Annotated in this window: 27 protein-coding genes; 16 read left to right on the top strand and 11 right to left on the bottom strand. The window is 63.8% G+C overall.

Annotated elements, in window-relative coordinates; all coding sequences use genetic code 11:
- The first annotated feature begins 72 nt into the window (after positions 1-72).
- Both L0U84_RS37430 and L0U84_RS37425 read left to right on the top strand, forming a co-directional pair.
- A complete protein-coding gene (locus L0U84_RS37430; protein WP_233858148.1) occupies positions 73-309 on the top strand; it encodes a type II toxin-antitoxin system Phd/YefM family antitoxin in 237 nt (78 codons plus the stop codon).
- Positions 309-686, top strand: coding sequence for a type II toxin-antitoxin system VapC family toxin (locus tag L0U84_RS37425; RefSeq protein ID WP_233858146.1), 378 nt, complete (start codon positions 309-311; stop codon positions 684-686). Before L0U84_RS37430 ends, L0U84_RS37425 begins: the two co-directional genes overlap by 1 nt.
- Before the next feature lie 8 nt (positions 687-694).
- On the opposite strand, the gene phbB is transcribed toward L0U84_RS37425, so the two are convergent.
- Both phbB and L0U84_RS37415 read right to left on the bottom strand, forming a co-directional pair.
- On the bottom strand, positions 695-1,441 hold the full coding sequence (phbB, locus tag L0U84_RS37420; protein ID WP_233858144.1) for an acetoacetyl-CoA reductase: 747 nt from the start codon (positions 1,439-1,441) through the stop codon (positions 695-697).
- A gap of 64 nt (positions 1,442-1,505) precedes the next feature.
- Positions 1,506-1,790 carry a polyketide synthase gene (locus tag L0U84_RS37415; RefSeq protein ID WP_233858142.1) on the bottom strand — a complete coding sequence of 95 codons (285 nt, stop codon included), beginning with the start codon at positions 1,788-1,790 and terminating at the stop codon, positions 1,506-1,508.
- A 213-nt stretch (positions 1,791-2,003) separates the two neighbouring features.
- Here L0U84_RS37415 and L0U84_RS37410 point away from each other — a divergent pair, with 213 nt between their 5' ends.
- Together L0U84_RS37410 and L0U84_RS37405 are read left to right on the top strand one after the other, a co-directional pair.
- Positions 2,004-2,843 (top strand): universal stress protein, encoded by an 840-nt coding sequence (locus L0U84_RS37410; protein ID WP_233858140.1) that lies wholly within the window; start codon positions 2,004-2,006, stop codon positions 2,841-2,843.
- A 47-nt stretch (positions 2,844-2,890) separates the two neighbouring features.
- Positions 2,891-3,394, top strand: a complete 504-nt coding sequence (locus L0U84_RS37405; protein ID WP_233858138.1) for a universal stress protein — start codon at positions 2,891-2,893, stop codon at positions 3,392-3,394.
- Between the two features lie 68 nt (positions 3,395-3,462).
- Here L0U84_RS37405 and L0U84_RS37400 read toward each other — a convergent pair whose 3' ends face one another.
- Complete coding sequence (locus L0U84_RS37400) at positions 3,463-3,924, bottom strand: universal stress protein (protein ID WP_233858136.1); 462 nt, start codon at positions 3,922-3,924, stop codon at positions 3,463-3,465.
- Positions 3,925-4,372: 448 nt separating this feature from the next.
- On the opposite strand from L0U84_RS37400, the gene L0U84_RS37395 reads away from it, so the two are divergent.
- From L0U84_RS37395 to L0U84_RS37385, 3 genes are all read left to right on the top strand, one after another.
- Positions 4,373-4,780 (top strand): response regulator, encoded by a 408-nt coding sequence (locus L0U84_RS37395; protein WP_233858134.1) that lies wholly within the window; start codon positions 4,373-4,375, stop codon positions 4,778-4,780.
- Between the two features lie 16 nt (positions 4,781-4,796).
- On the top strand, positions 4,797-5,579 hold the full coding sequence (fnr, locus tag L0U84_RS37390; RefSeq protein ID WP_233858132.1) for a fumarate/nitrate reduction transcriptional regulator Fnr: 783 nt from the start codon (positions 4,797-4,799) through the stop codon (positions 5,577-5,579).
- Between the two features lie 122 nt (positions 5,580-5,701).
- Positions 5,702-6,802 carry a PAS domain-containing sensor histidine kinase gene (locus L0U84_RS37385; protein WP_233858130.1) on the top strand — a complete coding sequence of 367 codons (1,101 nt, stop codon included), beginning with the start codon at positions 5,702-5,704 and terminating at the stop codon, positions 6,800-6,802.
- Between the two features lie 33 nt (positions 6,803-6,835).
- Here L0U84_RS37385 and L0U84_RS37380 read toward each other — a convergent pair whose 3' ends face one another.
- The 3 genes from L0U84_RS37380 to L0U84_RS37370 all read right to left on the bottom strand — a co-directional run bounded on the left by L0U84_RS37380 (position 6,836) and on the right by L0U84_RS37370 (position 9,506).
- Positions 6,836-7,306: a universal stress protein gene (locus tag L0U84_RS37380; RefSeq protein ID WP_233858128.1), complete on the bottom strand. Its 471-nt coding sequence runs from the start codon at positions 7,304-7,306 to the stop codon at positions 6,836-6,838.
- A 50-nt stretch (positions 7,307-7,356) separates the two neighbouring features.
- Positions 7,357-8,358, bottom strand: coding sequence for a universal stress protein (locus tag L0U84_RS37375; protein WP_233858126.1), 1,002 nt, complete (start codon positions 8,356-8,358; stop codon positions 7,357-7,359).
- Positions 8,359-8,516: 158 nt separating this feature from the next.
- Positions 8,517-9,506, bottom strand: coding sequence for a zinc-dependent alcohol dehydrogenase family protein (locus L0U84_RS37370; protein WP_233858124.1), 990 nt, complete (start codon positions 9,504-9,506; stop codon positions 8,517-8,519).
- Positions 9,507-9,688: 182 nt separating this feature from the next.
- Here L0U84_RS37370 and L0U84_RS37365 point away from each other — a divergent pair, with 182 nt between their 5' ends.
- Together L0U84_RS37365 and L0U84_RS37360 are read left to right on the top strand one after the other, a co-directional pair.
- Positions 9,689-10,024, top strand: a complete 336-nt coding sequence (locus L0U84_RS37365) for a c-type cytochrome (RefSeq protein ID WP_233858122.1) — start codon at positions 9,689-9,691, stop codon at positions 10,022-10,024.
- 88 nt (positions 10,025-10,112) lie between these two features.
- A complete protein-coding gene (locus L0U84_RS37360) occupies positions 10,113-10,487 on the top strand; it encodes a DUF3564 domain-containing protein (RefSeq protein WP_233858120.1) in 375 nt (124 codons plus the stop codon).
- A gap of 51 nt (positions 10,488-10,538) precedes the next feature.
- Here L0U84_RS37360 and L0U84_RS37355 read toward each other — a convergent pair whose 3' ends face one another.
- The gene (locus L0U84_RS37355; RefSeq protein WP_233858118.1) at positions 10,539-11,870 is read right to left on the bottom strand and encodes a hypothetical protein; all 1,332 of its coding nucleotides are present in this window, start codon (positions 11,868-11,870) and stop codon (positions 10,539-10,541) included.
- Between the two features lie 729 nt (positions 11,871-12,599).
- Here L0U84_RS37355 and L0U84_RS37350 point away from each other — a divergent pair.
- Genes L0U84_RS37350 through L0U84_RS37320 form a run of 7 tightly spaced genes read left to right on the top strand, consistent with a single transcriptional unit; the run spans position 12,600 to position 18,939 of the window.
- Entirely contained in the window at positions 12,600-13,619 is a 1,020-nt protein-coding gene (locus tag L0U84_RS37350) for an alpha/beta hydrolase (RefSeq protein ID WP_233858116.1), read from the top strand.
- Between the two features lie 26 nt (positions 13,620-13,645).
- Complete coding sequence (locus tag L0U84_RS37345) at positions 13,646-14,530, top strand: acetoacetate decarboxylase family protein (protein WP_233858114.1); 885 nt, start codon at positions 13,646-13,648, stop codon at positions 14,528-14,530.
- On the top strand, positions 14,527-15,018 hold the full coding sequence (locus L0U84_RS37340) for a DUF1772 domain-containing protein (RefSeq protein ID WP_233858112.1): 492 nt from the start codon (positions 14,527-14,529) through the stop codon (positions 15,016-15,018). Before L0U84_RS37345 ends, L0U84_RS37340 begins: the two co-directional genes overlap by 4 nt.
- A complete protein-coding gene (locus L0U84_RS37335; RefSeq protein WP_233858110.1) occupies positions 15,018-15,398 on the top strand; it encodes a hypothetical protein in 381 nt (126 codons plus the stop codon). The genes L0U84_RS37340 and L0U84_RS37335 overlap by 1 nt, the downstream gene beginning before the upstream one ends.
- A gap of 3 nt (positions 15,399-15,401) precedes the next feature.
- On the top strand, positions 15,402-15,806 hold the full coding sequence (locus tag L0U84_RS37330) for a DUF4345 domain-containing protein (RefSeq protein WP_233858108.1): 405 nt from the start codon (positions 15,402-15,404) through the stop codon (positions 15,804-15,806).
- A complete protein-coding gene (locus L0U84_RS37325) occupies positions 15,803-17,335 on the top strand; it encodes a patatin-like phospholipase family protein (RefSeq protein ID WP_233858106.1) in 1,533 nt (510 codons plus the stop codon). The genes L0U84_RS37330 and L0U84_RS37325 overlap by 4 nt, the downstream gene beginning before the upstream one ends.
- Positions 17,332-18,939 (top strand): GMC oxidoreductase, encoded by a 1,608-nt coding sequence (locus L0U84_RS37320; protein WP_233858104.1) that lies wholly within the window; start codon positions 17,332-17,334, stop codon positions 18,937-18,939. Before L0U84_RS37325 ends, L0U84_RS37320 begins: the two co-directional genes overlap by 4 nt.
- Before the next feature lie 13 nt (positions 18,940-18,952).
- Here L0U84_RS37320 and L0U84_RS37315 read toward each other — a convergent pair whose 3' ends face one another.
- The 4 genes from L0U84_RS37315 to L0U84_RS37300 all read right to left on the bottom strand — a co-directional run bounded on the left by L0U84_RS37315 (position 18,953) and on the right by L0U84_RS37300 (position 24,610).
- Positions 18,953-20,371 (bottom strand): FAD-binding oxidoreductase, encoded by a 1,419-nt coding sequence (locus L0U84_RS37315; protein ID WP_233858097.1) that lies wholly within the window; start codon positions 20,369-20,371, stop codon positions 18,953-18,955.
- A gap of 17 nt (positions 20,372-20,388) precedes the next feature.
- Positions 20,389-21,660, bottom strand: coding sequence for an alpha-hydroxy acid oxidase (locus L0U84_RS37310; RefSeq protein WP_233858095.1), 1,272 nt, complete (start codon positions 21,658-21,660; stop codon positions 20,389-20,391).
- 67 nt (positions 21,661-21,727) lie between these two features.
- On the bottom strand, positions 21,728-23,275 hold the full coding sequence (locus tag L0U84_RS37305) for a UxaA family hydrolase (RefSeq protein ID WP_233858093.1): 1,548 nt from the start codon (positions 23,273-23,275) through the stop codon (positions 21,728-21,730).
- A gap of 48 nt (positions 23,276-23,323) precedes the next feature.
- Positions 23,324-24,610 carry an MFS transporter gene (locus tag L0U84_RS37300; protein WP_233858091.1) on the bottom strand — a complete coding sequence of 429 codons (1,287 nt, stop codon included), beginning with the start codon at positions 24,608-24,610 and terminating at the stop codon, positions 23,324-23,326.
- Positions 24,611-24,642 lie beyond the last annotated feature (32 nt).

The raw sequence follows: 24,642 nt of genomic DNA, 5'->3' as shown, positions 1-24,642 counted from the left end.
ATCAACCACGGATAGTCGCTTGACTGCCAGACTGCATCGGACTAACATGGACTTAGTCCACTAGGAGCAGTTATGCAGACAGTCAATATCCATGAAGCAAAGACCCAGTTTTCGCGTCTGGTCGACGCTGCGGCGCGCGGTGAGGAAATTGTGATCGCAAAGGCCGGCAAGCCGGCAGCGCGGCTCGTACCGATGGAACATGCCAAGACCGTCCGGCGCTTTGGTGGGCTCAAAGGCAAGGTTCGCATTGCGGAAGATTTTGACGCGCCCTTGCCCGATGACGTCATCGCGGCGTTCGAGGGCCGTTGATGCGACTCCTGCTCGATACGCACGTTTTCCTCTGGGCAGTCACCGACGATCGCAAGCTGACCAAAGCGGCACGCAAGTTGATACTCGATGCAAGCGAGGTTTTCGTCAGCAGCGCGAGTATTTGGGAAGCTTCGATCAAAGCCGGTCTTGGAAAGCTCGACGTAGACGTCAATCTCCTCGTTTCTGAGATCGAGGCGAGCGGCTTTCTGGAATTGCCGGTGCGGGCAGTTCATGCCGCTCTGGTTCGGGATTTGCCCGACATCCACAAGGATCCATTTGATCGGCTTCTGGTCGCGCAAGCTCTTTCAGAACCGTTGCGCCTACTGAGTTCAGACGGCCACCTGTCGAAATACACCGACCTGGTCATCACCGTCTAGGAATCCCCTCAATGCATATGCATCCCCCCATTGATCGCAATGTCCGCGCCGGTGATAAAGCCCGCATCCTCTGAGCACAGAAACGCAATCAACGCCGCCACTTCGTCCGGGCGTCCCAGCCGGCCGACCGGAATCTGCGGCAGGATCTTCGCGTTGAGAATCTCGCTCGGCACCGCTTCGACCATCGCGGTCGCGAGATAACCGGGCGACACCGTGTTCACCGTGACGCCGTGCTTCGCGGTTTCGAGCGCGAGCGCCTTCGTAAAGCCGTGCACGCCCGCTTTGGCCGCTGAATAATTGGTTTGCCCGAAGGCGCCGCGCGAACCGTTGACCGACCCCACGTTGACGATGCGGCCGTGGCGCCGCTCGAGCATGCCGGGCAACAGCGGCTTGGTCATGTTGAACAGGCCGTCGAGATCGGTGCGCAACACGGCGTCCCAGTGCTGCTTGCTCATCTTCGCGAAGCTCGCGTCGTGCGTGATGCCAGCGTTGTTGATCAGCACGTCGACGCCGCCCAGTTCGGTCAGCACGCGTTGCGCGCAGCGCGCGCATGAATCGAAGTCGGCGATGTCGGCTTCGTACGCGTGAAACTCGCGACCCGTGTCGCGCTCGTGCTGCAGCCATGTCGACACGTGATCGTTGTGCGTCGAGTGCGTCACCGCGACCGTCATGCCCGCGTCATGAAGCGCCCGGCTGACCGCCGCGCCCAACCCGCCCATCCCGCCTGTGACCAATGCCACGCGATCCGTTCCCATCTGAGCCCCTCCTTGCCGTGTCTGCGATTGACGGTGCGCGTACCGGCCTGGCCGGCTCGCGCGGCTAAACGACGCCCGCGAACGGCAGCGCGTTCTGCGAGCCCCACCACCATGCGTTCAGGCCGCCCGCGAGCGGAGCGACGCCCGGGGCGATGCCGTACGCCGCCTGCCACCACGCATACCAGGCGGCGAAAGCGCGGTTGGCCTGGTCGAACCAGTCCGCCTCGTGCTGCGCGGCGAAGGCGATCGACCTGCTCCAGTCGGCGAAGCTCCGTTCCGCGTACTCGCGAGCCGCGCACTGCGCGCTCTGATACGCCGCCGCGTAGTCGAACCATTCGGAAACCATCATCACTGCCCTCCAGAGCACAGCATAGGATTGCCAGCGGCGGTTGCAAACCGTCGAGCGCGCCTGCCACTGTATTGAGCGTCCGACGGCCCCTGCTTGATCTGCATCAACAGCCGCGGCCGCCGGGCTCATAGACTCCATTTGACGACGGGCTCGCGGCTGCTCGCGCCCGTTGCTCGCGCCCGTTTTCCCACGTTCTGTCACGGAGCTTTGGCGATGAGCTACAAAAGCATTCTCGTTCACCTCGATACGAGCGTTCGTGCACATCCGCGTCTCGAGATCGCATTGCAGCTTGCACACCGCTTTCATGCGACGCTGACCGGCCTGTTTTCGACGTACGTGCCACCGCGGCACGCGTTCTTCGTGATGGCCGGCACCGCCGACTACTACGCGGAGCACGAGCGCCTGCGGCACGAGCGTGCCGGCGCGCTGGAGCGGCTGTTTCGCGCGGAGCTCGCGCGCGCGAACGTCGACGGTCATTGGATCGCCGCCGACGGCTACGCGAACGACGTCGTGCCGCCCTATGCGCGCCTCGCCGATCTGATCGTGCTCGGACAGACCGACCCGACCGATCCCGAGGCGTTCGTCGCCGAACAGTTCGTCGAGCACGTCGTGCTGTCGGCCGGGCGGCCGGTGCTGCTGGTGCCGTCGGGCGGCACCTTCGCGGGGACGGGCCGCCACGTGCTGATCGCGTGGGACGGCAGCCGCGAGGCCACCCGCGCAATCCACGACGCGCTGCCGTTCCTCGCGCACGCGGCCAAAGTCACGCTGCTGACGGTTCATTCGTCGGCCGATCGTTCGCCGCGCGACACGGTTCCCGGCGACGACATTGCACTCGCCGTCGCGCGTCATGGCGTCAAGATCGACGTACGCGAACTGAGCGTCGCCGACGACACGCCGGTCGGCGACGCGCTGCTGTCGCAGGCGGCCGACCTCGGCTGCGACATGATCGTGATGGGCGCCTACGCGCATTCACGTCTGCACGAAGTCGTCCTGGGCGGCGCGACGCGCACGATGCTCGAGTCGATGACCGTGCCCGTGCTGTTGTCGCACTGAGGTTCGCACTGAATTTCGCGCTGAAGTTCGCGCATAAGGAGACCGCCATGTTTCAACGCATACTCGTCGCGCTCGATGGCAGCGACACCGCTTCGCGCGCGTTCGACGCCGCGCTGACCCTCGCCGCCGAGTCGGGCGCCGAGCTGATGCCGCTCTATGTGATCGACGTGCCCGTCATCGCCTACGACGCGCCCGGCTTCGACCCATGCGTGATTCAGGACGCCTTCATCGAGGAAGGCAAGCGAATCGCGGCCGACGCCCAGAGCCGGATGACCGCGCGCGGCGTCAAGGGCACGCCACGCACCGTCGAAGCCGCGCTCACCGGCGAAGACGTCGCGCATCGCATCGTCGCGGCGGCGCTCGGTTGGCACGCCGACGCGATCGTGCTGGGCACGCACGGCCGCCGTGGCTTCCAGCGCCTGATGCTCGGCAGCGTCGCCGAGCGGGTGCTGCGCAGCGCCCGTTGTCCGGTGCTGATGATTCCGGCGCAAGCGAACGACGCAACGCGCGACGAGCCCGTGCCGGCCTGCGCCGAAAAAGCACTCACCTGAGCCGCCGAAACCCGGCTGCTGCGCGGCCGCCGCGGCGCGACCGCACCACTGCTGCGCGGCGCGGCGCTTCAGGGCCGCGCCTGCTCCTGTTCGTCATGCCGCACGATCAGCACCGGTTTGTCGGTCGCCCGCACGAGCGACTCCGCGACGCTGCCGAGCAGAAACCGCTGCACGCCGCGTCGGCCGTGCGAGCCCATCACGATCAGATCCGCTTCGATTTCCTCGGCGACGCGCGCGAGCACAGCCGACACGCTTTCGGCGTACGCGTCGATCACGCGCACTGTGCCGGGCACCTGCGCCTCGCGCATCAGCTCGCGTGGCGCATCGAGCGAGCGGCTGGCAAATTCTTGCGCCGCGCCCGCCGGTTCCGGCTCGAAAGCCGCATCGGCGTTGTCCGACCACTTGCCGTGCCCGACCACGCAGCAGGCTTCGAGTGTGGCGCCCGACAGCTTCGCAAGCTTCAGCGCCTCGCCAAAGGCGCGCTGCGCACTGGGACTGTCGTCGAGCGCGACCAGAATTCGTTGATACATGTTGGACTCCCTCTGAAAGCGCTGGCATGCCCCGAAGCGGTGCCTTCGCGCGTCTGCACTGACAGTGTGAAGCGCGCGCCGCCGCGCGGCTTGACACAGGTCAACGGGCCGCCGCGCGGCGCCCCCGCTTGCGCGCGGCCCCCGCGGCCCCCGCGGCCCCCATAACGCCGCCATTCGCCCCGACCCGGCGCAGCCATGCCACGCGCTGCCTGCCGCGGATAGCGGACCACGGCCGCGCACCTGCCGCCAGTGGGCAAGCAACGCGCGGCCTCACGATTACCGTTATATGTCTTCCGTTGCAATCGATGCAAACCGGCATCTCGTCCCGCCGCATCGGGCCTCGCCAACTACGCACTAGGAATATTCCTACAACCATTTCCTGAACTCCTAGCGTCACTTAAAGCGCCGCCGATATATTTCTGAGATGAGGTCGCCAATACTGGTCGGCATGGACACCACCATGCCAGCCACCGTATCGAGAGTCTTCCTCGTCGACGATGCGACCGAGGTCCGGCGTCTGCTTGCTTGCCTGATCGCGCTGATTCCCGGCATCGAAATCGCCGGGGAGTCCGCGGGCGTCGAGCAAACGTTCGACGACATCGTCGCGAGTCGCGCCGATGTCGCGGTGCTGGACCCGTGCTTCTCGGGCAAGACCGACCTGGTGCTGCTCGCGGCGCTGTCGCGGGTGCGGCCGTCCATCGTCAGCATCGTGCTGACCAACCATTGCGCGACGGCGTTTCGCCGCGCGTGCGAAGCGGCGGGCGCCGACTTCTTCTTCGACAAGACCTCGGAGTTCGAGCTCGCCTGCCGTGCCATCGAAGCGATTGCCTATGCGCGTCGTGCGCATCCGGTCTGACCGCCAGGAGCCGATCATGCAAGTTGCCGCAGCCTGTGAACCCCGCCGCGACGCGCCCCGCACCTCGTACGTCGCGCCAATCCACGTCGTGCCACGCGGCGCGGAGGCACGCCATGCCGTGCCGCGTTGCTCCGCCTGCGCGATGCGTGCGATCTGCATGCCGCCCGATCTGACCTCGGACGAACTGAGCCGACTCGATGCGGTGATCTGCTCGACGCGCTCGATCAAACGCGGCGACGCGCTGTATCGCGCGGGCGACGCGTTTCATAGCATCTACGCGATCCGCGCCGGCTCGTTCAAGACGGTGGTCATGCATCGCGACGGCCGCGAGCACGTGACAGGCTTCCAGATCGCCGGCGATTCGCTCGGCCTCGACGGCATCAGCGAGGGCAAGCAGAATTGCGATGCGATCGCGCTCGAAGACAGCGTCGTGTGCATCATTCCGTTCGCGCAGCTCGAGGTGATCTGTCGCGAGATCAAGCCGATGCAACATCACATCTATCAGATGATGAGCGGCGAAATCGTGCGCGAATCGGGCCAGATGCTGCTGCTCGGCACGATGACCGCCGAACAGCGCGTCGCGACGTTTCTGTTGAACCTGTCGAAACGCTTCAAGGCGCGCGGCTTTTCCGCGGCGGAGTTTCATCTGCGCATGACACGCGAGGAAATCGGCTGCTTTCTGGGCATGAAGCTCGAAACGGTGAGCCGGATGTTCTCGAAGTTCCAGCGCGAGCGTCTCGTCAAGGCGAACGGCAAAACGATTCGCATCGAAGACCCGGAAAAACTGGCTCGCGTCTGAGCGCTTGCGCGAGGCTCGCCTCACGTTCGTTCGCGGGACATGCCGGGTGGAACATGCGCTCCTGACCTGATATAACTCAGTGCGATACGGTGCGCGACCTTGCGCGACCGCGTGGAGGAGCGATGAGTCTGTCGAGTGGCGAGTCTTTGCGCTTCACCGGTACGGCGTCCGAGTCGGCGGTGCCCGTCGAGGATCGCTATTTCATGTTGGTCGAAGCGGTGCAGGACTACGCGATCTTCATGCTGGATCCCGCCGGCCGCGTCACTAGCTGGAATCCGGGCGCACAGCGCATCAAGGGCTACACGCCCGAAGAAATCATCGGCCAGCATTTCTCGAAGTTTTATACCCCCGAAGACATCGCGGCCGGCAAGCCCGCCCGCGAACTGGAAACCGCCGCGGCCGTGGGCCGTGCGGAGGACGAGGGCTGGCGCGTGCGCCGCGACGGCTCGCGCTTCTGGGCCAACGTGGTCGTTTCCGCCGTGCACGATGCGTCGGGCGCGTTGCTCGGCTTCGCCAAGATCACCCGCGACCTGACCGAGCGCATGCGCCTCGCGGAACTCGAACGCGCGGATCAGGTATCCACGCACGTGCAGATCGCTCGTGAAAACGAGCAGAAACGCATTGCGCGCGAACTGCACGACGATCTCGGCCAACGGCTGACCGCGCTGAAAATGAGCGTTGCGTTGCTCGAAGCAAAGCTGAACAGGCAAGCCGACACCGAGCCGCTCGCCGCCCAGACGCAGGAACTGCAAAAGCAGATCGACTGGATGGCCGCTTCGCTGCGGCGTCTCGCCGCCGATCTTCGGCCCCCGCTGCTCGATGACCTCGGACTCGCCGCCGCGCTCGACTGGCTCGCCGAAGACTTCACCAAGCGCTATAGCGTGCGCTCGAGCGTGCACCTCGAACCGGCCGAGCCGGTATGCGGCGAATTTGCGGCGACGGCGCTGTTTCGCATCGTTCAGGAGGCGCTGACGAACGTCGCGCGGCACGCCAAGGCCAGGCGCGTACGCATCGAGATGGTCTGCACGAGCCCCATCGTATCTCTCGATATCGAGGATGACGGCGTCGGTGTCGCGCTGGATCAGTCGCAGGGAACCAATTCGTTCGGTCTGCTTGGCATTCGCGAACGCGTTCGGCAGTTGCGCGGCAATGTGTCGTTCACCAGCTCGCCGGGCCATGGTTTCAGGATCTCGATCCAGATACCGGCCGACGCGCTCGTGTAGTGCTCACCCGCTGCCGCGCCCCGCTGTCGCGGACTACTCGGCAGGCGCTTCCTCGGCGCTCGGCTCGCGCATCAGCAACACCGGACAGCGCGAGAAACGCAGCACCCGCTCCGCCACACTGCCGATCACGAGACGCCGCACGCCGCGCCGCCCATGCGTGCCGAGCACGAGCAGATCGGCGTGGATCTGCTCCCCGTGGCGCAGCACGATAGTGGCGACATCGTCGGACAGGCTCTCCGACTCGATCAGTTCGGGGCGGCAAGGCACGCCGGCGGCGGCGCAGGCCTGTTCGGCCTCGTCGAGCACCGAGTGGCCGTCCTGACGCAATGCGTCGACGAGCGTGATCGGATCGTAATAGCCGGCATAGGAAAAGATCGGCGTCTTGTCGACCACATAAATCGGATGCACGACGCCCTTCGTCAACCCGGCGAGATTCACCGCTTCTTTCAGCGCGCGTTTCGAGAAGCTGCTGCCGTCGAGCGCGACGAGGATATGCTGGTACATGCCGATTCTCCACTGAGGTTGGATTTGTCAACGCGCGTGGCGCGTCCCCGCTACAGATAAAAGAGCCCGCCCGCGCTGACAGTGTACGGCTGCGGGAACTCGCCGCGCGGCACCGCGTCCGCCCCCAACGACGACGCATCGCGCGGACACACGAGCACCGGACACGCCGCGTCGCGCAGCGTGCGCGACGTCACGTGGCCCGGCAATGGATGCGGCGCGCCGCGCATGCCGTGCGAACCCATCACGATCAGGTCCGCGTGCCAGCGTTGCGCTTCGTCGAGAATCGCGCTCGACGCATCGCCAGAATCGTCGTCGAACTCGAGCAACGCGGTTTCGGCCGCGCGCCCGCTTTGGTCGAGCATCGCCGCACCGCGCCGCAACACATCGATGCGATGCTGCGACACGACTTCGAACGGCAGCCATTCGCACCACGCGAACCGGTCGTCGGCCGCGTAGACGACCTTGATGCGCGCGTCGGGCGGCGCGACCGCGAGCGCGGTGCGCAACGCGTCGAGCGCGGTGTCGCTGCCGTCGATCGCGACCAGCACGCGGCTCACCGCCGAGGCATCGCTCGCGGCGGTCGACCTCGCCGGCATGTACAGGACCGGGCGCCCTATCGAAGCGACCAGCTCCTCGGGATCGATGCGGCCGTCCCAGCGATGTTCGCGCGGATGCGCGGCCACCGCGACCAGATCCGCGTCCCATTGCTTTGCCGTGTGAGCCAACGCTTCGGCCGCGCCCTGATGCAGCGCGGTGAGATCGACGATCTCCACGTCGGTCGCCGCGACGACGTCGTGCGACGCGAGCACCGCGTCGCGCAGCGCGGCCTGCGCGCCGTGCAGCATCGCGCGATGCGTCTCGCACCAGTCGGGATAGCTGAGCATCAGCGTCGGATAAAGCGCGGCCGGGTTGCAGACGATATCGACGAGACGAAAGCGCGCATCCGCGGCGACGAACTGCCTGGCGATGCGCGTGCCGGACGGCAGTCCGGTGCCCCCCGCGGACGCGATCATCACGCGGTGGAAGGTGTTGCGCTCGGCAGCAGTGTTCATTAGTGTTCCTCGGATCGTCGCACCGTGCGGCGGCGCGTCGGCCGCTTCGCTTTACGCGTCGGCCCGCGACGGCGACCCCAACGGTTCGCGCTTACATGATGAACGCCGACGCGGCGGGCGGCTTGATCTGCATCAAGCGCCAACGGCTAGCGAGCGGATCACGGGCGGATCGACAGCACGGCCGCGCCGGTCAGCCTGCCGTTGCGCAGATCGTCGAGCGCCCGGTTGGCGTCGCGCAAAGCATAGGTGGTCGTCTCGATCGCGAGCCGGATCTCGGCGGCGCTGCGCATGAACGCAAGCCCATCGTCGCGGGTCAGATTCGCGACCGACACGACGCGACGCTCGCCCCACAAAAACGCGTATGGAAACGACGGAATCTCGCTCATATGAATGCCGCCGCACACCACCACGCCGCCTTTGGCGACCGCCTGCAAGGCGAGCGGCACCAGTGCGCCGACCGGCGCGAACAGCAGCGCCGCATCGAGTTCGCTGGGGGGTGCCTCGTCGCTGCCGCCGGCCCAGACCGCGCCGAGGCGCAGCGCAAGTTGCTGGGCCGCGTGATCGCCGGGACGCGTGAACGCATACACGGTGCGCTGCTGATGACGCGCGACCTGCGCGACCAGATGCGCGGCCGCGCCGAAGCCGTAGATGCCGATCCGTTCGGCGTCGCCCGCCATGCTCAACGTGCGATAGCCGATCAGCCCCGCGCACAGCAGCGGTGCGGCCTCGATATCGCTGTAGTGCGGCGGCAGATGAAAGCAGTAGCGGCTATCGGCGACCGTGCGCTCGGCATAGCCGCCGTCGATCGTGTAGCCGGTGAAGCGGGCATCGTCGCAGAGATTTTCTCGGGCGGACAGACAATAGCGGCAGTGGCCGCAGGTGCGCCCGACCCATGGCACGCCGACCCGCTCGCCTACCGCGAAACCGCTGACGCCCGCACCCAATCCGGCCACCACGCCGACGATTTCGTGACCGGGAATCACCGGCCGCTTCGGATGCTCCAGCTCGCGGTCGACCAGATGCAGGTCCGTGCGGCACACGCCGCAAGCATGAATGTCGATCAGGATCTGGCCGGAACCGGGCTGTGGATCCGGCACTTCCCGCTCGCCCAGCGTCGCCGAGCTGCCGTCGAACACCATCGCTCGCATCGGGTTCTCCTTCAGACGCGGCAGCGCCAGCCGTGACCGGCCGCCGGGTGCGCCGCCTCACCAGCATAGGCGCGCCATTGTGTCGCGCAATCGTCCCCTGCCATAGACCGTTTGATCGAGGTCAATAAGGGCCGTTTTGTCGTCCGTAGACTGATCTTATTCCTGATACGGGAGTACGTGCCGTGATTGCGCGAATCCGAAATTGTCTGCTCGTATACGCGGTGTCCGCGCTGACGGCCGGCCTCGCCTACGGCGAGCCCGAGCCGAGCGCGCTCGTCGATCAGCAGCACTGCATGTTTTGCCATACGCGCGATGCGCCGTTTCTCGCGCCGTCGTTCCAGCAGATCGCCGAGCGCTATCGCAACGTGCCAAACGCGCAGACGATGCTCGAGCACAAGCTGCGGCTCGGCGGCAAGGCGCACTGGGGCGATACGCCGATGCCGCCGGCGGCCGAGCGCGGCGGCCCTCTATCGGCGGAGGACGCGCACACGCTCGTGCAATGGGTACTTAGCCAATAAGGACTCGATGCGCATGCATCGGGCCCGCTGCCGACGCGCGATGGCGTCGGCAATGCGAATCAGTCGTCTACATTTGCGGAGACTTGTCATGCGTTTGACCGTTCATCTCGACACGTTCGATCGTGTCAACCCAATGGCCTTCGCCATTCTCTGGCTCGACAAGGACACGCGGCAATGGTCGCGCGAAGGGCATTTCGGGCTCGAGTTGCCCGAATGGGGCGCGTTGCATGTGGATTGCGGCAACACGCTCGTGTGCGCGCCGCATAGCTCGGCGCCGGTCTGCGTGCTGGAGGGGCTCGATCTGAACCAGGTAGACGGGCCGTTCGAAGGCGAGGTCGGCCGCGTGCAGTGGTGCGCCGAACGCGGCCGCAGCCTGATAAGCGGTCACTGGCGCGTGCAATGCATCGACGTCGAACAGACGGAGCCGGAAAACGGTGTATTTGCGGCCGGCGAAGACGCCTGAGTCGGGGCGTCGTCACATCAACGAATTTGATTTCCTCCTACAGGTCTGAAATTATCGCCATTCGAACAACGCAAATTGAGCAGCCGCGGTCGCGAGCCAATGCGCGTTGTTCTCCCGAAGCCCCTGCAACACATGGGCGAGCGCAGCGGCATGGTCGAAGTCCGCTTGCGCGGTCTTTAGCATCTCGGGATACGCCTTCAATGCCTTGGTGTGGGTCGCATACTCGTCGGCCGCTGCGTCGAGCTTATCCCACAGCGATTTGTCAAATAGCATCTGAAAAGCCGACACACCCGAAATGCCGATCTTTCTGGATTCCTCACGCACAGTCTTGTACTCGGTAAGGGCCGCGTCGCACAGCGACAGACACATTTCTTGCGACGGTGATTGGAATCTCGTCTCCTGGTACTTCGGGTCTAGGATGTCGTAGCGCACTCTCAGCATCAGCCTCACAAGCTGAACGAACGACGCAAGTTGACCTGGCATCGCCGCCGGCATTTTCCATTCGAACATCGGCCGCAGCTTCTGGCTATTCGCTTCAACAAAGAGCACGACGACGCGTCGAAGTTGTAACGGTGCGACTTCGCACTTCGCTATGATCGGGATGAAAATTCCTTGCTCAGTCTCGAACGGCGAAAGGTGAGCAGGTAGCGCCCCCGTCACTATCGACGCAAACTCTGCCTGTAGTTCACGCGGCCAATCGACCTTGTCCCCGAACATTTCCATTACAGCAGACCAACTGAGCGTCGCGTCAGGGCTCATGCCAAGCATCTTCATGCCATCGTCATATCCAGTGACCTTCGATTGCTCCGGATCGAACTTTCGGTTCCTGTCATATGCAAGGGAGATCAGGATTCGCCTCGTGTAATACTTTGGTTCGATCAACGTGTCGGCAAAGGCTTCTGCCAGTTCGCAAGCAGCGTCCACCGCGCTTTTATGGGACTTGGACCCGATGTTGTCCACTTCTGCGTTTAGAGGTTCACCGTGAGTGAACAATCCTTTCGCGAAGACCTCACTAAAGAACTTCAGAATGCCTTCTTCCGTTGCAGGATAAGACTGATACTGCTCGAACATGCCTGGAAGCTTTTTCAGATCAAGATTGCGTATCCATATCACCGGCTTTTCGCAATTTTCCGTGAAACGCGCGAGTTCATAAGCGGGCCAGCCGTTGTCGATATCGGAGCGTGGATACAGGAATACGAAGGCGTCGGTCTCGCGGGTATTCTGCTCGATCCACGCCCGCCAGTTGGCGCCACCCTGCATTTCTTCGCTCAGCTTCACCTCAACGGAATCCGGAGACGCCAGAGCCAGGATTGACCATTTCAAGCTTCGCGCAATGTTAACGAACTCCGACGTGTGACTCAGGAATATTTTGACGGTGCTCATTCAAGTCTCCTTATGTCGGGCTCAAGTATTGCCTACTCCCCTTTACGATGCAGTAAAGACGATTGGAGATCAAGAAATTGAATCGGCGCGACCATTGATGAACGGTGCTGATATTTGGAACCTGCGTTCAGCGTCACGGCCACTGCGATGAGTGCCCCGAACGAATCAAAAATGTCCTAAGCGCTGTGCGAATTCTGGCAACCGATGCCCAATGAGATCTGTCCCGCGCGGCCGCCTGACTCCGTCGAAGAACGCGGCGTGGCGCCCAAACCGTCACCGCCCGACGATGACCAACGCTGAAGGGCTGCGGTCATTTCAGCACATTCTGCCTTCATAGCTGTCCCGACTAGCACTCGTCCGCCAAAATCCACCGATTCCGCGGACAATTTCAACGCCGACGTTGAAATTGTCTCTCACTATTCCAGAACTGTTTTTATTCAACCCAGCTCAATAGTGCGTGGTATGCGCGAAATCAATCATCGAAATCCCGGCATTGGAGCAATGGCGTTCGGCCACGCAAGCGAAGCACCTCGGGTCTTCATTGAGAATGTCTTTTTCTGAACGTTCGTCGATTTCAAAGATAATCGCGTCCAATCGTTTTCAATTTGAGACCGCCGGGCTCGGCCGGACATTCGTTCGCATCTGAGATCACTACAACCGGTTTCGGCCATTGTTGTTCATTGACCTTTTGGCACCGCGCAGCTTCGTATCACCCAGAGGGAGTTGCCCATGTCCCACGAAGAAGTTGTCGCGTTTAGAGCCGGCGACGGTCACGCGTGCAACCTGATTCACATCAGGGGCTCGAGGCAAGCTTCGAAGGGACCTGTCCTGCTGGTACATGGAGCAGGCGTGCGCGCCAACATATTTCGCCCCCCAAACGCTACGAACTTCGTCGATGCGTTAATCGATGAAGGATATGACGTCTGGCTGGAAAACTGGCGCGCCAGTATCGACCTTCCGCCGTGTCAATGGACGCTCGACGAAGCTGCTCTTTATGATCACCCCGCCGCCGTGAATAAAGTGGTCGAGCTGACTGGGGCTCCCACGATCAAAGCTGTGGTGCACTGTCAGGGCTCTACGAGCTTCCTCTTGTCGGCAGTTGCCGGGCTCGTCCCGCAAGTCGACACGATCGTATCAAACGCAGTATCACTTCATCCTCAGGTCGGTTGGTTTTCATATCGCAAGGGTCGCTACGCGCTGCCCATCGTCGGCCTGATGACCGACTACCTCAATCCTCAATGGGGTGAGCACGCCGACGGTGTCGTACCCAACCTGCTCAAAGGCCTGGTGCTGCTTACCCACCACGAATGTGCCAATGGCGTCTGCCGATTTTCCAGCTTCACCTTCGGTGTAGGATTTCCGGTGCTGTGGCGTCATGAAAATCTCAGCGATGCCGTGCACGACTGGATCCGTCAGGAATTCGCCAATGTGCCAGTCTCGTTCTTCCGGCAGATGAACCGGTGCCTGGATGCAGGTCACCTGGTGTCACAGTTGCCGGGGCTACAGCCGGATCCGACAGCACAGCCGCCGAAGACGCAGGCGCGCTTCACGTTCATCGCTGGCGAACTCAACGACTGCTTCAAGTGGCAGAGTCAGCAGGCTACGTTCGACTGGTTCGAGCGCCATCGGCCTAACTATCACCGTCTGCATGTGCTGGGCGGATATGGGCATCTCGACGTTTTCATCGGCAAGAACGCGGAGCGCGACGTGTTTCCCGTGCTCATGGCGTCACTGGCCGCCCCCCACTGACTCAGAACCGACAAAGGGAGCCGGTGATGGCGATACCAGCACGACAGAGGTGGCTTGCCGGCCGCCATGCACTGGTCGATGACATTCCATTCCAGATGCCAGTCGCTTCCCAGAATTCACCGGCGCTGATGGCGGTCTTTTCGATCGACCTCGACGCAGCGCGCAGCGTGATCCCGGGCAATGAAGTCCATCCATTCCAGCTCTGGCGCCGAGGCCTGCTTGTCGTGACCGTGATCGACTATGTCATCACCAACATCGGCCGCTACATCGAATACTCCATCGCGATCGCCTGCACCCACGGGCGCCAACCGGCCCCACGCCTGTTGCCGGGCCTTTTCATGAAGACCTTCGGTACAGGGCAGTACGTGGTGGACCTTCCGGTGTCGACCGAGGTTTCGGTCAAAGGTGGTCGTGGCATCTGGGGCATGCCGAAGCACCAGGCGAACCTCGACTTTGTCATCGGAGAGCAGTGGGTCAGCAGTCAGTACGACCTCGATGGCCAGATGATGATGCGCATCGACGTGCAAAAGCCCCGGACAGCGTGGTTGCCCGTCAACACCGGGGCAGTCAACTACTGCTCCTTTCGCGGCATGCTGATGAAGTCGTACATCTATTTCAGGGGCAAGCTCGGTTTCTCGCTGTTTGCCGATAAGTCCGCCCGCATGTTTATCGGCGATCACCCGCGCATGGCCTGGCTAAAGGCACTGGATATCGATCCGAAGCCGATCGCCACAGGCTTCTTCCCGTCGACAACCGGCGTGCTGGATGACTACTTCGAGTGCTGGTTCGTGACCAGCGCCGAGCCGCCGGCTCAGCCCATGCCAGGCCTCGAGACGACGTATCCGCTCGGGCAATCGCAGCAATGGCTCGCGCCGCCAGCTCGTCCGGCGGACTGGGAGTCTGCGCCATGATCGGCCGCCTGTTGATAGTCAATCACGTGTTCCTGCTGCTGTGCACATCGATGTACCTGGGCACGGGCGGCTCGCTAGTACTCTTTTCGTTTCCCATTGCCTCGCAGCTCACCCCGGACAACTACTATCTGCAGTTCGTCCCCCAGGTGGCGGCAGCCACCGCGTTCTTCACGACGATGACGAAACTGATGCTGGCGAGCGGCGTCGTCATGCTCATCGGCGAATGGCGTCAGCCCACCCGCTGGGTACCGATTGTGGTTCTGCTCGGTGTGTTCATTGCCACGTTTCTCACACTGAAATGGATTTTCCCGCTCAACGCGGAAATGGCCAGTCACATCAAGGATGCCAGCAGGTTGCAAGAGGTGCTGAACGAGTGGATGCGGCTCAATCGGATACGTGCCGGGTTGTGGTGTATTCAGTGGCTTTCGATGGCCTGGTATTTTGCACGCTGGACATATCGAATCCGCTATTCAGCGTTGGGGCGATGATGCGATTCCTGATCTTCGAGCGCCGTGCGACGACATTGATAGCGGCCATAACCGTGTTGACGGGAGCCGCCCAGGTCATCGCCCCGAGCCCCTTACTGGCCCTGATCGCGTACACACCACCCGATCGGCTCGCAGATCAACTGTTCGCCACGGTAGGCATGTTCATGATGCTGTTCGGCGGCAGTCTGCTGCACGCGCAGCGGCGCACGGAAGCCCTTCCCGTCGTGCTTCTCTGGGGAGCGTTCCAGAAGCTGCTGGCGTCGGCGTTCGTGGCGTGGGGCGTCACGCGAGGCGCATTCATTTCCGCGGCATTGCTGGTCGCGATGTTCGACGGCGCCAGCGGCTTGCTCTATCTGGACTTGCGACGCCGCGGAGGATAGTCGATGGAACGCCTCGCGCGCATTTGCTTCTGGGGCTACATGCTGATGCTTCTGGGCATCGGTGGAAGCGGGATCTTCATTGCCGCCTGGGAGCTTCCTCACATCTTCGAAGTGCGATTGGATTCGATCCAGGAACTGCACCGGGCCACCTTTCTCAGCCAATATCGTTTTCTCAAAGGGCTCGAGCTGGGCTTCGGTGTGTTTTGCTGGGCCTTCCGGAACGAAATCTTCTTGCCTCTCACGGCATCACGCGTGTTTCTCGGCGGCCTGTGCGCCGGTGTCACGGCTCGGGTACTGAGTTTCATCGTCGATGGCATGCCCACCAAGACCTTCATCGCGTTCTGTGTTCTGGAGGCTGTGACGGGATTTCTGGTGTGGGAAGTCGTCTGGCGCGGGAGAACGTCGTGAGCGCAAACCATTGCCCGCCTATCGCGGCTGATAATCCCTCCGTTCGTCGCGCACTGGTGCTGGCCGGCGGCGGCATGCGTGTCGCCTACCAGGCGGGAGCCGTCAAGGCGCTGATAGACGAGGGACTGCGATTCAGTCACGCCGACGGGGCTTCGGGCGGCACGATCAATCTGGCTGCCTTGTTGTCCGGTGTACCGCCGGACGAGTTGTGCGCCCGTTGGCGAGCACTGCCCGTGAAGCAGTTCGCCGCGCTGCGCCCGGCGCCTGAATACCTGCACGTCGCGAACATGAGTGCGTTGGGCAGTGCCGCCGGATTGACGGAGCATGTCTATCCGTCGCTGGGTATCGACATCGAACGGGTTCGCGCGGCGACCGGCATTGATGGCTCCTTCAATGCCTGCTGCTTCGACGACAAAACCGTGGTGCCCATCCCTCACCCGCAGCTCGACCTGCAGCGGCTGGTCGCGGCCGCCTCGCTGCCCATCTTCATGCCCGCCGTGAAGGCCGACGGCAAGACATGGACGGATGCGGTCTGGATCAAGGACGCCAATCTGCTGAGTTGTGTCGAACGCGGTGCGCGCGAGCTTTGGCTCGTCTGGTGCATCGGCAACACGCCCGTCTACCGCGATGGCGCGTTCAACCAGTACGTGCACATGATCGAGATGAGTGCGGGGGGCGCACTTAACTGGGAGTTGGAGACGATCGCGGATATCAATCGCAGGATCGCGCGCGGCGAGTGTGTCTTCGGACACGATCAGCCCATCTCCGTGCACGTGATCAAACCGGAGTTGCCCCTGCCCCTCGACCCCGACTTCTACCGAGGACGGATCGACGCCGCGACACTGATCGACATGGGCTACCGTGACGCGCGACGTACGCTGCGCATCGGTACTCCGTCGCCACTGAACCCGAGTGCATCATTGATGCGCGAGCCCGGCGTGGGGCTGAGCTTTCGCGAGACGATGGCGGGCGGCTTTCGTCTGGGGGCTACCGACCCAAGCGCCGTCGAGAGCGACAGGGATGGCTCCCCGCTGACCATGAACGCCACGATTCACATCGACGACATGGCGGCCTTCATTGCCGACCCTCGTCATCTCGGTGGCCTGACAGGCCACATAGATTTCGCCCCGTTTGGACTCGCGATGCCGTCGGAGTCGGGCGTCTTCGGACTGTTCACGCCTTGCGACGATCCAGAGCTAACCTACATGATTTACGAAATCGGCTTTCGTCACGCAGGCCAACCGTACTATCTGGCAGGCAAGAAGCATGTCCGCATTGGCAGCCCATTCAAGATGTGGGGCGAGACGACGACCCTTTACACGACGTTGCACCGGGGCAGCGATGCGACGGGACCCGTCGTCGGCGCCGGCGTTCTACATCTTGGCGTGCCCCAGCTCGGGCGCCTGATGCAAACGGTCTATGCCACGAATGCTCCTGACTCGCGACAAGCGGCACATGCGATCTCGCGGTTCTTCAGGTTCTTCGTATCGGAACTGTGGCGCATCTATATCAGGAGATCGCCGACATGAGTGCGTTCGAACACGATGTGATCATCGTCGGTAGCGGCTTTGGCGGTGCAGTCGCGGCCTGTCGCCTTGCGCAGGCGGGACGCGACGTACTGGTGCTGGAACGTGGCCGCCGCTGGACCCCGCAAACCTATCCGCGCGACGACGCCGAGTCCTGGTTGTGGAACCAGCAGCATCCGCAGCGATTCAACGGCTGGGCCGACCTGCGCGCATTCTCGAACATGTGGGTAGTCGCTGCCGCGGGTGTGGGTGGAGGATCGCTGATCTACGCCAATGTCTCGGTCGAAGCTAAACGTGATGCCTTTGACCGCGGCTGGCCGCCCGCGATCACGTATGAAGCGCTCAAGCCCTACTACGAGATCGTGGGATACATGCTGTCTGTTCAGGAACTGCCCGACAACCAGCTTAGCGAACGCACGCGACTCATGCGCGAGGCCGCCGAAGCATGCGGCTGGGGCGACCGCTTTCGAAAGCTGCCGCTGGCCATAAGCTTCTGGAAAGACTACGACCCGTCTTTGCCCGATGCTCGCAGCGACAGCCGCTCGGTCAAGATCACTAACGTGCATGGGGTGGAGCAAGGCACCTGCGTACACTGCGGCAACTGCGACATCGGCTGCCAGGTGTCGGCGAAAAATACACTCGATCTGAACTATCTCGCCGTCGCCGAGGGTCACGGCGCAAAGATCCTGCCGCTGCATGTGGTGCAAAAGATCGAGCCACTTAGCCCTGGATGGCGTGTGCATTTCAATGTCGTTGATCGATCAACAGGCGGCTGCACGCCCGGGACCGCAACGGCGGCCAAAGTGATCGTTAGCGCCGGTTCAATCGGCAGCACCGAATTGCTGCTGCGCTGTCGCGACGAACATCGCTCACTGCCCAATCTATCTTCGCGGCTCGGCTGCGGATGGGCGTTCAACGGCGACTTCGTCACCCCAACGTTCTATCGGGACCGCAAGATATCGCCGTCACATGGCGTGACCATTTCCGCCGCGATCGACCTGCTGGATCATGCTGGCGCCAACGGGCAGGCACTGTTCGTGGAAGACGGCGGGGTACCCGATCTTATGCATGATCTCGTGCAACGCCGCCTTCAACGTACGCCTCGTGGCATATCGCGCACCTTCTGGCGTAGCTTCGCGCGCCATTTTGATTCCGAGGACCCCGTCAGCAACATGATGCCGTGGTTCGGCCAGGCGATCGATCCGGGCGACGGGCGAATGCGCCTGGGTCGCTGCTGGTATGCCCCGTGGCGCCGCGAGTTGCGACTCGACTGGTCGTACCTGCGATCTCGAGCGGTGGTCGACGCCATGATCGACGCACACGAGCGGTTGTCGGCCGCCACCGGCGGCCGACCGTTCATCCCACCGACGTGGAGCGAGTTGCACAAGCTGATCACGCCTCACCCGCTCGGCGGCTGCAACATGGGCCTCACCGCGGCGGATGGCGTCGTTGACGCGAACGGTAAGGTATTCGGCTACGAAGATTTGTACGTGATGGATGGTGCCGTTGTCCCGCGAGCGTTGGGGCTGAACCCGTCGCGCACGATCGCTGCGCTGGCTGAGCGCAACGTCGCGTTGTTGCTCGACAAGACTGGATCGGCACGTTGAGAGGATAGTCACACTACATCGCGATCACCTTGCCGGGGTTCAGAATATTGTGAGGATCGAGCGCGAGCTTGATCGCCTTCATCGCCGCGAGTTCGGCCGGCGAGCGTGACAGGCCGAGCACGCTCAGCTTCTCCTCGCCGATTCCATGTTCGGCCGATACCGAGCCGCCCATTTCTCCCGTGAGTTCATAAACGACGCGCTTGACCTCGTCGATGGCCTCGTCGGTCCAGCCCGGTTCCTGCACCACCACGTGCAGATTGCCGTCTCCGAGATGCCCGTACACGAGGATCGTCGCCTGCGGCCAGCGCGCGCGCAGCCGCTCGTCGCAACGCTGCGCCGCATCGCCCGCCTGCGCGACCGCGAAGCTGACGTCGAACGAGATGCGTCCCGGTATCAGGCGCGGATATTCGGCTGGCGCGTCGCGAATCGCCCAGAACGCCGCGGCATCCGCGTCCGATTGCGCGATCGCGGCGTCGGCGATCACGCCGGCATCGAGCATGTCGGCGAGGAACTCCTCGAAAGCCGCCGACTGCCGCTCCGGGTCCGCGCCGCAAGTCTCGAGCAGTACGTAGTAAGCGTGATCGCTCGCGAGCGGCACGCGCAGTTCGGGCAGGCATTGCCGCACGAAGTCGCAATAGCTCGGCCACATCACCTCGAACGCGGACACGCCGGCCGGCAGCCGTTCCTGCGCGCGGCCGAGCAGCGTGGTCACCGCCGCGTAGTCCGGCATGCCGCACCACGCGGTCGAGATCGCGCGCGGTTTGGCGCGCAGGCGCAGCACCGCGCGCGTGATGACCGCGAGCGTGCCTTCGCTGCCCGTCAGCAGGTTGCGCAGGTCGTAGCCGGTATTGTTCTTGATCATCTTGCGCTCGCCGCCGATCACGCTGCCGTCGGCGAGCACCGCTTCGACGTCGAGCACCTGGTCGCGCATCATGCCGTAGCGGATCACGCGATTACCACCGGCATTGGTCGCGATGTTGCCGCCGATCGTGCAACTGCCGCGCGCGCCGAGGTCGAGCGCGAACATGAAGCCGGCATGATCGGCCGCTTCCTGCACCACCTGCAGCGGCGTGCCGGCGAGCACGGTCATCGTCGCGCTGACCGGATCGATGTCGAGAACGCCATTCATCCGCTCGACGCTCAGCGCGACCTCGCCGCCGAGCACGCAGGCGCCGCCCGCGTGGCCGGTCATGCCGCCTTGCGTGACGACCGGCTGGCGCAGCTGATGGCAGATCCTGAGCGCGGTGGCGACCTCGTCGGTCGTGCGCGGGCGGATCAGCGCGATCGGTTCGGTCGATGGCGTGCCGCTCCAGTCCGCGAACTGCCGCCCGCCAAATTCGGCCGGCAGGCTCACGATGTCCGCGCCGAGCGCCGCGCGCAGCGCGGCGACGGCTTCGTTACCGCGGCTCGCGGCGGTCGGTTCGTGCTGCATCGCTTATCTCCAGTTCGTCAGACGGGCAGCGCCGCTGCGCGCGTTTGCCCCGTTTGCATCTGCATTTGCATTTGCGTTTGTGTCCCCGCTCGCACACGCGCGAGCGGCGCCCGATGCCCAAGCCAGCGCAGATAACCGCGGTCGAGCCCGGCGATATCGCCGCAACCCAGCAGACCGAGCGCCCGGTCGATCTCGGTCTTCAGAATCTCGATGGCACGCTCGGCGCCCGGCTGACCGCCCGCGCTCAGACCATAGGTGGTCGCGCGTCCGAGCAACACCGCGTCGGCGCCCAGCGCAACCGCCTTGAGGATCTCCGAGCCGCGGCGAAAGCCACCGTCGAGCATCACGCAGAGCTTACCGCCGACCTGATCGACGACTTCGGGCAGCACGTCCATTGCCGATACCGCGCTGTCGAGCTGCCGCCCGCCGTGGTTCGACAGCACGATGCCGTCGACGCCGACCTCCAGCGCCTTCAGCGCATCCGGTGCGCCAAGCACGCCTTTGACGATCAGCCGACCCGGCCACAGATCGCGCAGCCAGCGGATATCGTCCCACGATAACGACGGGTCCAGTTCCCGGCCCAGCGTGATCGTCGCGCCCTTCACGCTGTCCTGGCCCGGCGGCAGCAGGTCGCCGAGATTCGCGAAGCGCGGCATGCCGTTGGGCCACAGCACGTTGGCCATCCAGCGCGGATGGCGCAGCACGTCGAATTTGTTGCGCCAGTCGAGTTTCAACGGTTCGATGTAGTTGCGCAGGTCCCATTCACGCTTGCCGAACACCGCGCTATCGGTCGTGACGACCAGTGCCTCGATGCCCGCGGCCTTCGCGCGCTGCGCCAGTTTGGCGAGAAATTCGCGCGTGCGGTACATGTAGACCTGCATCCACACGCGCCCCCCGGCGCGCCGCACGACTTCCTCGAGCGAAACCGTCGACACGTTGCTCAGCACGAACGGAATGCCGGCCGCCGCAGCGGCACTGGCGAGCTTGACGTCGCCTTCGCGAAACATCAGGCCGCTATAGCCGGTCGGGCCGATCATGAACGGCGCCGCGCTGCGTTCGCCGAACAGCGTCACGCTCTGGTTGCGCTGCTCGACGTTCACCAGCGTGCGCGGCAGAAAAGCGATTTCGCCGAACACGTCGCGATTGCGGCGCAGCGTCGCTTCGTCTTCGGCGCCGCCCTCGACATACTCGAAACAGAAATTCGGCAGACGCTTGCGGGCCATCGCGCGCAGATCATCAATGCTGTGCGCGCGCTTCACGTCGCGGCCTGAATAAAGGCGGCGTTCCAATTGCATCCTCCTGTGCGTGATCGATCCGGCTATTGGTTATTTGTTTGTGTCGCTGCAATGCAGCCGCTCAGGTCACCACGCCGACCTGCCACGGCACGAATTCGCTTTGCCCATAGCCGTGCAGCTCGCTCTTCGTGCGGGTGCCGGACGCGCAGTCGAGCATCGTGCGGAAGATCGCTTCGCCGAGTTCATCGATGCTCGCGCTGCCGTCGATCACACCGCCGCAATTGATATCGATGTCATCCTGCTGGCGCTCCCACAACGCGGTATTGGTCGCCAGCTTCAACGACGGCGACGGCGCGCAGCCGTACGCGGAGCCGCGCCCGGTCGTGAAGCAGATCAGGTTCGCGCCCGAGGCGACCTGCCCCGTCGCGGACACCGGGTCGTAGCCGGGCGAATCCATGAACACGAAACCCTTTGCGGCGATCGGCTGCGCGTATTCGTAGACATCGACCAGATTCGTCGTGCCGCCCTTCGCGACCGCGCCGAGGGATTTTTCGAGGATCGTCGTCAGGCCGCCCACCTTGTTGCCCGCCGATGGGTTGTTGTCCATCGCGCCGCCGTTGCGCGCGCAATAGTCCTGCCACCACGCGATGCGCGCGAGCAGCTTGTCGCCGACCGCGGCGCTCACCGCGCGGCGCGTCAACAGATGTTCGGCGCCGTAGATTTCCGGCGTTTCCGACAGGATCGCGGTGCCGCCATGCCGCACGAGCCGATCGACCGCGGCGCCGAGCGCCGGATTCGCGGAGATGCCCGAATAGCCGTCCGAGCCGCCGCATTGCAGACCGACGCATAGATGCGAAGCCGGCACCGGCACGCGCTGCACGCGGTTCGCGTCGGCGAGCATCTCGCGCACCATCGCGATACCGCGTTCGATCGTCTTGCGCGTACCACCGCTATCCTGGATCGTGAAGCTGCGCAGCTTCGTGCTGCTGGCGTCGAGGCCGCCCGCCGCGAGCACGCCGTCGATCTGGTTCGTCTCGCAGCCGAGCCCGACGAACAGCACCGACGCGAAGTTCGGATGCACCGCGTAACCGGCGAGCGTGCGACGCAGGATCGCGATGCCCTCGCCTTGCATGTCGATGCCGCAGCCGAGCCCGTGCGTCAATGCGATCACACCGTCGACGTTCGGATAGTCGGCGAGCGCGTCGGGATGCACGTCGCGCCGGAAATGATCGGCGATCGCGCGCGCGACCGTCGCCGAGCAGTTCACGCTCGTCAGGACGCCAATGAAATTGCGCGTCGCGATGCGGCCGTCGTCGCGCCGAATGCCCATGAAATGCGCGGGTTCATCGACGTAGACGGTGGGCTGCGCATCGACGCCGAACGCGTGCTCGCGCGCGAACTCGGACATGCCGAGATTGTGCGTATGAACATGCTGGCCGCGCGCGATCGCCTCGCGCGCGACACCGATGATCTGGTTGTAGCGCTTGACCGGCTCGCCCTGCGCGATGTCGCGCGTCGCGATCTTGTGGCCCGGCGGAATCAGCCCGGCGACGACCAGTCGTTCCGCCTCGATGCGCGTGCCCGGCAACAACTGCCGGGTCGCGATGATGACGTCGTCGCCGGGATGCAGGCGGATGATTGCGGACGCGACGCTAGCTTGAGTCGACATGAAAAGCCTCGAAAACAGGGTTATCCGTGAGCGTTGAAACAGAATACGTCAGATCGTGGAGCCGGCGCCCTTCGGCAGATCGCGGCTGTCCGACTCCAGCGACAGCGGCTCGATGCGCCCCACGATGACAAGATAGCTGAACGCGCCGAGAAAGCAGAAACCGCCCGCGACGACGAGAGGAATCGTGAACGAGCCCTTCGTCATCGCGACCATCACGCCGGTGAACGTCGTGATGACGATGCCCGCCAGATTCGACGCGAAGTTCTGGATGCCGCCGATCGACGCGACATGGCGCGGCGTCGGCGCAACGTCGCAGGGCAGCGACCAGATGCTGGCCGCGGCGAACGCGAGGCTGCCGTAGGCGATGCCGAAGAACGCGAGCATCAGATACGTGTTCTCCGTGAACGCCGACAGCGTGATCACCGACGACAACAGCATGCCGCCGACCATGCAGGTCTTGCGCGCGGCCGTCAGGCTCCAGCCGCGCCGGAACAGCGCGTCGGACACATAGCCGCCGAGCCAGCCGCCTGGAATCGCGATCAGCGCCGGAATCATGCCGAGCGTGCCGAGCGATTTCAGCGAGAAGCCGCGCGTCTGCACGAGGTAGCTCGGGAACCACGTGATGAAGAAGTAGATCACGAAGTTCAGGCAGAAGAAGCCGAGCATCATGCCCCACAGCGTGCGGTGACGAAACAGCGACGCCCACGTCACTTTGTCCTGCTCGCCGCGTGCCTGAGTCGCCTGCACGGCGTTGTGCGCGGTTTCCATCGCGTCCTGCACGGGATTGCGGTAGATCACGAACCAGCCGACGATCCACACCGCGCCGAGCAGGCCGGTGAGGATAAAAGCCGCCTTCCAGCCGAGCGTGCCGATGATCAGCGCGACCACGGGAATCGACAGCGCGGAGCCGACCCGCGAGCCGCTATCGAAGATGCTCGTCGCGATCGCCCGTTCCTTCGGTTCGAACCATTGGCTGACGAGCTTCGTGCAGGACGGATACGCGCCCGCCTCGCCGACGCCGAGCAACAGGCGGCAGCCGAACATGCCCGCGACGCTGCTCGTGACCGCGGTGGCCGCGGTGAACACCGACCACCAGCCGACCGCGAGCGGCAACGCGATGCGCGCGCCGACACGATCGACGAACCAGCCGAACGGCATCTGCATCAACGCATAGGTCCAGAAGAACCCGCTCAGGATGAAGCCCATCTCGGCGGGGCCGATACCGAGCGCCTTTTCGATTTGCGGCGCGGCAACCGCGAGATTCGCACGATCGATGTAATTGACCGCGATCGCGAGAAAGCACAGAAAAATCACTACCCAACGCATCTTCTTCATGAAATCGTCTCCTCCTGGGCTGGCATCTACTC

The organism is Paraburkholderia sp. HD33-4 (assembly GCF_021390635.1).
Classification (GTDB): Bacteria; Pseudomonadota; Gammaproteobacteria; order Burkholderiales; family Burkholderiaceae; genus Paraburkholderia.
This window is presented reverse-complemented; position numbering and strand designations above follow the sequence as displayed.